Below are 8,380 nucleotides of genomic sequence, written 5' to 3' on the forward strand. Positions count from 1 at the left end.
CTCCGGAACATCGCGCCGGACCCGTCCGGCGCGATGTTCCGGAGGAATCCCGGACGAGGACTTCGGCGGGCCAGAGCGCTCGCTCGCACGTGCGAAGGTGGGGCTACGCTCGTCGCCATGTTGAACCGTGTTCCGTTCGATGACGCGCTGCTCTCCACCGTGGGCACCCCCGAGCAGGCCGAACTCCTGGACAGCAGCCCGCGGTCGCGGGTGTGGCGGGTGCGCCTGGCCGACCGGCGCCTGGTGATCGTCAAGCAGATCACCGACGACGGGGACACCGGCGCCGACGCGCACACACGCTTCGCGCGGGAGCTCGCCGGGCTGCGCCTGGCGGGGCGGGCCTCCGGGCCGGCCGTGGCCCCCGCGGTGCTCGCCACGGACCTGCCCTCGCGCGTGATGGTCCTGGAGCACCTCGACGACCTCGGCAGGACGGACGACTGGATGCCGGGGTACGCGGAGTCGCTCGCCCGGCTGCACGCCCTGACCGGGCCCGCCGACGCGGGCGTGCTACCGGTCGCGTCGGGACCCACGGCCGCCGACGCGGAGTCCTTCCTGGCCCTGGCAAGGGCGCTCGACGTACCCGTCCCGTCCACGGTTCCCGATGAACTCGCCGGTCTCCTGGAGCGGTTGGACCCCGCCCCGCACCATGCGCTGCTGCACGGCGATCCCTGTCCCGGCAATGACCTCCGCACCGCCGACGGCGTCCGCTTCGTCGACTTCGAACGGGCCTCGCTCGGCAACGGCCTGATCGAACTCGCCTACTTCCGCATCGGCTTCCCCACCTGCTGGTGTGCCATGGCGGTCACCGCTGCCCCGCTCACGGAGGTCGAGGACGTCTACCGGACCACCTGGCGCGGTCTCACCGGGAAGGACGTGCCGGGTGACCTCGCCGACGCCTGCGCGGGCTGGCTGATCCAGGGCGACGCGCTCGTCGAGAGGGCCCACCGCGGGACGGTCGACCAGCTCGCCCGGGTGCCCACCGAGGACTTCGCGTGGGGCTACGTCTCCGCCCGTGAACGGCTTCTCCACCGCCTGGGCGTGGTCGCCGGCATGACCCGCGACCACGATCACCTGCACGCCGTCGGCCGGCTCAGCTCCGCCCTCGCCGACCGCCTGCTCGAACGCTGGTCGACACTGCGCCCGCTGCCCACGCCTGACGCCCGCCCCTGGTACTAGAGGGTGCCTCGCCGATCGGGGTCGGGCCGGGCTCGCGACGCCCGGCCCCGATCGACGAGTACGCCTAGGACACCAGTCCCTGACCCTCCAGCTCGGTCAGCCGCACGGTGCAGAGGCCGCCGCGCTCGGCCTTCACCTCCGTCACCTTCAGCTGGGTGCCCGGCGCGAGGATGTACTCCTCCTCGCCCGTGAAGGCGGAGAACCGCCGGATCGCCACCGCCCGTGCCGGGGTGACCTCGAACAGGGTCCGCCGGCCACGGCTCCCGAGGAACGCCTTCGCGACGCCCAGCTCGGACGTGCAGGAGGACACACCCCACCACGTCACCGTCTGCCCCAGCGGATACTGCGACCGCAGATCAAGCGCCACGCCGCGCCACAGCGGCCGGGTCTGCGCCGGCAGCGACTCCACCGCGGAGAACAGCAGCCGCAGATACGGCAGGTAGGGCACCAGCCGCTCCCGGTCCGGGGACCGCAGGACCGCGTTGATCTCGCGGTAGAACGCCGACTCGCAGGTGTAGAGGTGCAGCGCCGAGATCGCGTCGGCGGAGAGTCCCTCCCCGAACGGGGACTCCCCGAGCGCCGCATCGGCGACCTTCGACTCCCCGAACGCGCTCGACCTCTCGATGTGCCGGTCCAGCCGGGCGAGGACCCGCGACACCGGCTCGACGGCCTTGCGGAAGTCCATCAGCGGCGTGTCGAACACCCCGGTGACGGCCGGGAGGACGAGCCCCTCGTCCTTGACGCTCGTGAGGCGTTCCAGATACAGCTGGTGGAGCTCCATCGTCGAGGCGATGAACGCCCCCATCCGCTCCGCGACATCACCGCCGTCCGCGCCACCCGCGCCCGCCGCCTGCCGGTCCCAGCCCTTGCTCGGCAGCCAGTCGACCGGCTCGGCGCCCACCGCGGCCAGGGCGTCGTTCACCTGGGCGAAGTGGTCCCCTTCGCAGAAGATGTCGCCCTGGGCGGCCGGGTTCGCGTGGTCGAGGTGCCGGACATCGACCCCCGGGTACTTCTTCTCCAGCCGCTGCACGACCCTCTTCAGGCTCCGGGCGTGCGCGCCCCACCAGGCGAACACCACACCCCGGTCCTCCTCCGCGGCGTCCTGCTTGGCCCGGAGGATCTCCTCGACGATCTGCTCGGCCACCGGCCGCCAGAAGGACGTGTGACGGTCCGTCGGCACCGCGCCGTCCGCACTCGCCGTGAGAGAGGCGTTGAGCAGCAGCACACCCTGGGTGAGCATCGCCTGGAACCACTCCGGCGGCGCGACGGTGTCCTCCTTCCTCAACAGCGCGCGGACCTCGGCGATCGGCGTCTTCTTGACGATGCCGTACTTCCACATCGCGGCCGCCTTGATGATGCAGCGGATGCTGACCACACGGCCGAACTGGCTGTCCTTCCAGTCGCTGAAGGTGTTGTCGAACATCGCGATGCCGGTCGCGCTCTCCGCCCGCGGATACGGGTTCTGACCGAAGGCGACCACCTTCCACTTGTGCGGCGGATGCGGCTTCAACGCCTGAAACGTCAACTCGCGCACCGGAACCACCTCCGGACTGCGCTTCGGACCGACGAAGTCGGCGGCGCCGGGCTGCGCCTCGATCACCGGAGCCAGCAGCGGAAGCCACGGCTCGCCGCCGCCGGTGAACAGATCGGCGAGGCCCAGGGGGTCCCCCGCGGAGGAACCCGGGTCGCCGGCGGCCGTCACGTCGACATCGTTCACGAGGACAGAACTCCCAGAACTCGGACCGGCCGCTCCCTCGGGCGCACCGGCGTGCTGTACGGATTCGGTGAGGTCGTCACCGGCGGCCCCGCCCTGTGCGGTGCCGGCCTGCGGAGCGTTCGCGTCAGTGACGAAAGGAAGGTCGTTGCGGGACGTTGATCCGGACCCGCCGCGCGGACCCCGCTCCCTCGATGTCGTCGAGCTGGCCGAGCACCGCGGCCCGCAACTCGTCGTAGTCCGCGAACCCGTGGTCGTGGAAGAGCGCGTAACCCGTCCACATCAGATTGGCGCACACCCCCGCCGGCACCCGGCCCGTCTGCGCGCCCATCCCCACGAGCGCCACCGACCTGATGCTGCCGGGCTTCACCCGGTTCTGCAGGTGCACCGCCTGGAACGCCGCCGCGCACGCCAGCGCCACGTTCATCGTCTCGCTGACGTTCTGCGAGGACTGCCGCATGGTCGGCGTCGAGATCAGATAGCGCGGTACGGACGCCCCGGACGGGACGCACACCGCGCTGCCCACCGGCAGGCTCCCGCCGAACCGGTCGCGGATCGCCCGCTGCACCCTCACCTGGATACCCGCGCCGAGGTGCCGCTTGACGACGGCGTCGACGCCCCCGTCCATCCGGCCCCTCGCGTTGGTGGGGGACACCCACGCGTCGACGTCCACGTCGAGCAGGGATCCGCGCCGGATCTCCACCTCGGGCGTGTCCGCGAACGCGGACCGCCAGGCCGCCACCACCTCGTCGTTGACATCGGCCAGAACGACCCTCAACGCACGTCCCACACCCACGAATTCGCCCCTCTCGCGCGACCGCTCGAACAAGATCGAAGCTATCGCGAGGCACTGACAACGCGGTCGTGACGGAGGCCGCTCCGGCCCGCGCGCACCGGTGCGCGGACCCTGTGCCCGGACACGGGCGGAGTGCGCGGATTCGACGGTGGTGTTCGTCTCCCGTTCACCGGCAGCCCCACCCGGGGGCGCACCGTGAAGCTGCGGGTGCCGGCCGAGCGCTGGTACGACATCGCCGTGGGCGCCGCCGACGACCCGAGGTTCCTGCGCACGGTCCCGGCGGGGGCCCGGTCGCTCCGGCGGTCTCGGCCCCCGGGGCTCCCCCCGACTTGATAGGCAAGTGACTGCTTGCCTATCCTGGGGTGGTGGCCGACGACCTCTTCAAAGCATTGGCCGACCCCACCCGCCGCACCATCCTCGACGAGCTGACGCAGAAGTCCGGACAGACACTGTTCGAGATCTGCGCCCGGCTGAGCATGAAGCATCAGCTCGGCATCTCGCGCCAGGGCGTCTCCCAGCATCTTGCCGTGCTGGAGGCCGCCGGGCTCGTCGAGACAAGACGGGAGGGGCGCTACAAGTTCCACGACCTGAACACGGCCCCGTTGCGGCGGATCGCCGACCGATGGCTCGCACCCCACCCGTCCGGACCGGAGGAGAACACCCCATGAAGATCCATCTGACCAGCGTCTTCGTCGACGACCAGGCCAAGGCCGAGCGTTTCTACACCGAGATCCTCGGCTTCGTGAAGAAGCACGACGTCCCGCTGGGCGAGACGGACCGCTGGCTGACCGTCGTCTCGCCCGACGAGCTCGACGGCACCGAACTCCTCCTGGAGCCCGCCGGCCACCCGGCCGTCAAGCCGTACCGCGACGCGCTCGTCCAGGACGGCATCCCGGTCGCCCAGTTCGCCGTGGACGACGTACGCGCGGAGTTCGAACGGCTGATCGCACTCGGGGTCCGGTTCACCCAGGAGCCCCTGGAGATGGGCCCCGTCACCACCGCCGTCTTCGACGACACCTGCGGCAACCTGATCCAGATCGCGACCAAGCCGCAGTAGTGCCCACGGCGCCGCCCCGCGCCCGACCGCTCGCGCCGCAGCGGCCCCGCGCGCCCCGTCAGGGGTGCTGCGGGGCGCGCCGCACACGGGAGGCGACCACGGCCGTCGCGCCGCTTCCGAACCCGGTGCCGAGCACCGCCCAGGTGGCGGGGTGCGTCCAGGCGGCGGAGGGGAGCTGCTGCGCCAGGACGAGGACCCCCATGACGACGACGAACCAGCCGAAGGCCGCCCGCAGGGTGTCCTGCGGGATGCGGCCCGCCAGCCGCGCGCCTGCCGTGCTGCCGATCACGGCGGCCGCGGTGACCGTCAGGGCGAGACCCCAGTCGACCGGCACACCCGTGAGGTGACCGGCGAGTCCGGCGAACGAGTTCATCGCGATGACGAGGAGCGAGGTCCCGACCGCGAGGCCCATCGGCAGTCCGCCGAGGACCGCCAGGGCCGGGACGACGAGAAAGCCGCCGCCGGATCCGGCGAGGCCCGTGACGGCCCCCACGGCCAGGCCCCTGGCGGCGACGCCCGCGAGGGCCGGTCCGCTCTTCCCGGGCCGGAGCCGCGCGGGCCGGCCGTGCTCGGGTCGATCGGGCGCGGGTCGATCGGGCTCGGGCCGGTCCGGCTCGCGCCCGTGGCGCGGTCGGCGGAGCATCGCCACCGCCGTGGCCAGCATCATCAGCGCGAAGCCGACGAGGAGGAGCGTGCCCGGCACGTACTCCGCGAGCCGCCCGCCCCCGTACGCCCCGGCCATGCTGAACGCACCGAAGAGCAGTCCGGTCCGCCACCGGACCCGACGCGCCCGCGCGTGCGGGACCAGGGCGGCCAGGCTGGTGACGCCGACCACGAACAGCGAGGTGGCGATCGCCTCCTTGGTGCCCTGACCCGCCAGATACACCAGGATCGGCACCGTCAGGATCGAGCCGCCGCCTCCGAGCACGCCCAGGCTCACGCCGATGAGCAGGGAGGCGGCGACGAGGAGCACGGTCACGGCGTGCTCCGCAGCTCCGCGATCACCGAGCGGATGTCGGGACGGGGGCCGCGGTTGTACGGCAGCTTGGAGAGCAGGACGCCCATCATGCAGGAGTTGCTGAGGGCCGCGTAGGTCAGTCCCGCGCCGATCGCCGTACCGATCAGATGCACGCCCGGCACCAGGACGCCGACGAGACCGGTGGTCAGGACGACGGAGCCCGCGACGAGGCGCACCTGGCGTTCCATGTCCCAGCGCTCGGGTCCGCGGTTCACGGGCGCGCCGGCCGCCTCCCATGCGTTCATTCCGCCGTCGAGGACGCGGAGGTTCGGCAGCCCCGCCCCGGCGAGCGCCTGCTCGGCCTGCGTGGCCCGGGCCCCCGACCGGCAGACGAGGACGACGTCCTCGTCGAGGTGGGAGAGGAGCTCGGCGCGGTGCTCCCGCAGGGTGTCCAGGGGGACGTTGTACGAGCCCGGGATGTGGACGGTGCGGAACTCGCCGGGCGTGCGGACGTCGAGGAGGCGCGGGGCGCGCCCTTCCTTGACGAGCTGGTGCAGGACGACGGGGGTGAGAGAGGACGGGGCGGGTGAGGGCGGGGCGCTCATGCGTGACTCCGGACGGATGGACGGATGGAGGATTGGAGGGACGAACGACGGGCAATGCGTACCCGTGGGGGTATACAAGAGCGGCGAGGCCGCCGGGAGTGCCCGGGAGGTCAGTCGGCCGCAGGGGCCGCGGGCTGGGACAGGGCCGCGTGGCCGCCCAGGACGTCGGAGACGTCCCCGAAGCCGCGGTGGCGCAGCAGGCTCGCCGCGATGGAGGAGCGGTGGCCGCCGGCGCAGTGCACGACCAGGGGCCGGTCGGTGGGCAGCTCGTCCGTGCGCCGGGGAAGCTCGCTCAGGGGGATGTGCAGGGCGTCGTCGATGAAGCCGTCCGCCTCGCGCTCACCGCAGGTGCGGACGTCGACGACCACCGGAGGGTGCTCGCCCGCGAGCGCGGCGCGGAGCTGGGCGGCGGTCAGCCGGCTCGCCGCGGTGACCTCGTCGGCCAGCTCCTCCAGAGCGTCCTCGGGGTCGCGCAGGTAGCCCGCCACCCGGTCGAAGCCGATCCGGGCGAGGCGGGTGACGACCTCCTCCTCGCGGTTCTCCGGCGCGATGACGACCAGCTCGTCGCCGGGGTCGAGGACGGTGCCGGCCTGCTCGGCGAACCGCCCGTCGGCGGGAACGTTCACCGCGCCGCGCAGGTGGCCCGCAGCGAAGTCCTGGGGTGAGCGCGCGTCGACGACGACCGCGTCCGAGCGGCGCAGCTCGGCGAACTCGGCCCGGGAGAGCGAGCGCGCCGCCGCGGCGTCGTACCGGTCCCGGTTCTTGCGGTTGAGTTCGGCGTCGTAGGCGAAGTAGCCCGGCGCGGCGGGCTGCCCGGCGGTGACCAGCGCGACGAAGGTGTCGCGGCTCATCGGCGCGCAGGCGTAGTTGGTGGCGCGCTGTGCCCCGATCGTGGACCGCTTCTCGGTGGAGAGGCTCTTGCCGCAGGCGGAGCCCGCCCCGTGGGCCGGGAAGACCCGCACCTCGTCGGGGAGGGCCATCAGTTTGTTCTGGACGCTGTCGTGGAGCATCGCGCCGAGTTCCTCGGCGGTGACGCCGACGGAGGCGAGGAGATCGGGGCGGCCGACGTCGCCGATGAACAGCGCGTCGCCGGTGAGGACGCCGTACGGGACGGTGTCGTCGCCGTGCTCGTACACCAGGACGCTGATCGACTCCGGGGTGTGCCCGGGCGTCTCCATGATCTCCAGGGCGACGTCGCCGAGGGTGATCCGCTCGCCCTCGGCCAGCTTGCGGATCGGGTACTCGGTCTCGGCGCGGCTGCCGTAGCCGATCCAGGCGCCGGTGCTGTCGGCCAGCTCCAGATGGCCGGCGACGAAGTCGGCGTGGAAGTGGGTGTTGATGACGCCGACCACGGTCAGACCGTGGGTGCGGGCGTCGGCCAGGTACTCGGAGACGTCGCGGCGCGGGTCGACGACCACCGCCTGGCCGCTGCGCTCGTCGGCGATCATGTAGGACGCCTGGGAGAGGCAGTCGAGGTAGTACTGGGCGAAGAACACGGCCATCCTTTCGTGCGGTATGCACGCACCGGGGTACCCCTTGGTTCTTGATACCCCCCTGGGTATGTGCGAGCTCGACCGTAAGACGGTTCGTCGCGACAAGTCAAATACCCCCCTAGGTATCCATCGGGGTGGCGTGGGGGCGCCGAGGAAGCGAAACGGCACAGAGCCGCCCTCCGGCGGGATGACGTCCCGGCCGGAGGGCGGCTCTGCGGAGTGTGTGTGCGTGGCCCGCCCGTGGTCGGGCGTGCCTTCGGGTCACCGGGTCAGCGCTGGGCGCCTGCGCGGCGGCGACGGGCGACCACGAGGATCGCGGCACCGGCCGCGCCCAGGGCCGCCGCGGCGACGGCGTACGGCGTGAGCTGCGCACCCGTGGTCGCGAGGGAGCTGTCACCGGGCTCGGTGGCGGACGGCGAGGGCGGCGTCGCGCCGGGCGCGGCGGGTGCGGAGCCGCTCCCGGTGGGAGGTGCGGAACCCTCGGGCGCCGTCGTCTCCGGGGCCCCCGGGGTCTCCTCCGCGGGCTGCGAGGAGGAGGGGGTCGGCGACGAGGTGGTGGGCGTGGTGGAGGAGGGGGTCGG

General features: G+C 72.6%; 8 protein-coding genes and 1 pseudogene. 3 read left to right on the top strand and 6 right to left on the bottom strand.

Going from position 1 to position 8,380, the window contains the following annotated elements; all coding sequences use genetic code 11:
* The first annotated feature begins 117 nt into the window (after positions 1-117).
* A complete protein-coding gene (locus tag AOK00_RS21225; protein WP_055601877.1) occupies positions 118-1,176 on the top strand; it encodes a phosphotransferase family protein in 1,059 nt (352 codons plus the stop codon).
* Between the two features lie 64 nt (positions 1,177-1,240).
* Here the strand turns inward: AOK00_RS21225 and AOK00_RS21230 are convergent, their stop codons facing one another.
* On the bottom strand, positions 1,241-2,893 hold the full coding sequence (locus tag AOK00_RS21230; RefSeq protein WP_055601878.1) for an ADP-ribosyltransferase domain-containing protein: 1,653 nt from the start codon (positions 2,891-2,893) through the stop codon (positions 1,241-1,243).
* A gap of 124 nt (positions 2,894-3,017) precedes the next feature.
* Positions 3,018-3,686: a macro domain-containing protein gene (locus AOK00_RS21235; RefSeq protein WP_055601883.1), complete on the bottom strand. Its 669-nt coding sequence runs from the start codon at positions 3,684-3,686 to the stop codon at positions 3,018-3,020.
* A 365-nt stretch (positions 3,687-4,051) separates the two neighbouring features.
* On the opposite strand from AOK00_RS21235, the gene AOK00_RS21245 reads away from it, so the two are divergent.
* Both AOK00_RS21245 and AOK00_RS21250 read left to right on the top strand, forming a co-directional pair.
* Complete coding sequence (locus AOK00_RS21245; RefSeq protein WP_055601884.1) at positions 4,052-4,354, top strand: ArsR/SmtB family transcription factor; 303 nt, start codon at positions 4,052-4,054, stop codon at positions 4,352-4,354.
* The gene (locus AOK00_RS21250; RefSeq protein ID WP_055601880.1) at positions 4,351-4,743 is read left to right on the top strand and encodes a VOC family protein; all 393 of its coding nucleotides are present in this window, start codon (positions 4,351-4,353) and stop codon (positions 4,741-4,743) included. The genes AOK00_RS21245 and AOK00_RS21250 overlap by 4 nt, the downstream gene beginning before the upstream one ends.
* A gap of 58 nt (positions 4,744-4,801) precedes the next feature.
* Here AOK00_RS21250 and AOK00_RS21255 read toward each other — a convergent pair whose 3' ends face one another.
* From AOK00_RS21255 to AOK00_RS21270, 4 genes and pseudogenes are all read right to left on the bottom strand, one after another.
* The gene (locus AOK00_RS21255; protein ID WP_055601881.1) at positions 4,802-5,722 is read right to left on the bottom strand and encodes a sulfite exporter TauE/SafE family protein; all 921 of its coding nucleotides are present in this window, start codon (positions 5,720-5,722) and stop codon (positions 4,802-4,804) included.
* Positions 5,719-6,306 carry a rhodanese-like domain-containing protein gene (locus tag AOK00_RS21260; RefSeq protein ID WP_055601882.1) on the bottom strand — a complete coding sequence of 196 codons (588 nt, stop codon included), beginning with the start codon at positions 6,304-6,306 and terminating at the stop codon, positions 5,719-5,721. The genes AOK00_RS21255 and AOK00_RS21260 overlap by 4 nt, the downstream gene beginning before the upstream one ends.
* A 110-nt stretch (positions 6,307-6,416) precedes the next feature.
* Complete coding sequence (locus AOK00_RS21265; RefSeq protein WP_055601885.1) at positions 6,417-7,802, bottom strand: MBL fold metallo-hydrolase; 1,386 nt, start codon at positions 7,800-7,802, stop codon at positions 6,417-6,419.
* Positions 7,803-8,068: 266 nt separating this feature from the next.
* A pseudogene (locus AOK00_RS21270) lies at positions 8,069-8,380 on the bottom strand (choice-of-anchor A family protein); the annotation flags it as partial.

This window comes from Streptomyces aureus (assembly GCF_001418135.1).
Taxonomy (GTDB): Bacteria; Actinomycetota; Actinomycetes; order Streptomycetales; family Streptomycetaceae; genus Streptomyces; species Streptomyces aureus_A.

What these genes read in the sequence shown, in the direction of transcription:
- AOK00_RS21250 (WP_055601880.1), top strand. Translation starts at nt 4,351, where the DNA reads ATGAAGATCCATCTGACCAGCGTCTTCGTCGACGACCAGGCCAAGGCC.
- AOK00_RS21260 (WP_055601882.1), bottom strand. Translation starts at nt 6,306, where the DNA reads ATGAGCGCCCCGCCCTCACCCGCCCCGTCCTCTCTCACCCCCGTCGTC.
- AOK00_RS21225 (WP_055601877.1), top strand. Translation starts at nt 118, where the DNA reads ATGTTGAACCGTGTTCCGTTCGATGACGCGCTGCTCTCCACCGTGGGC.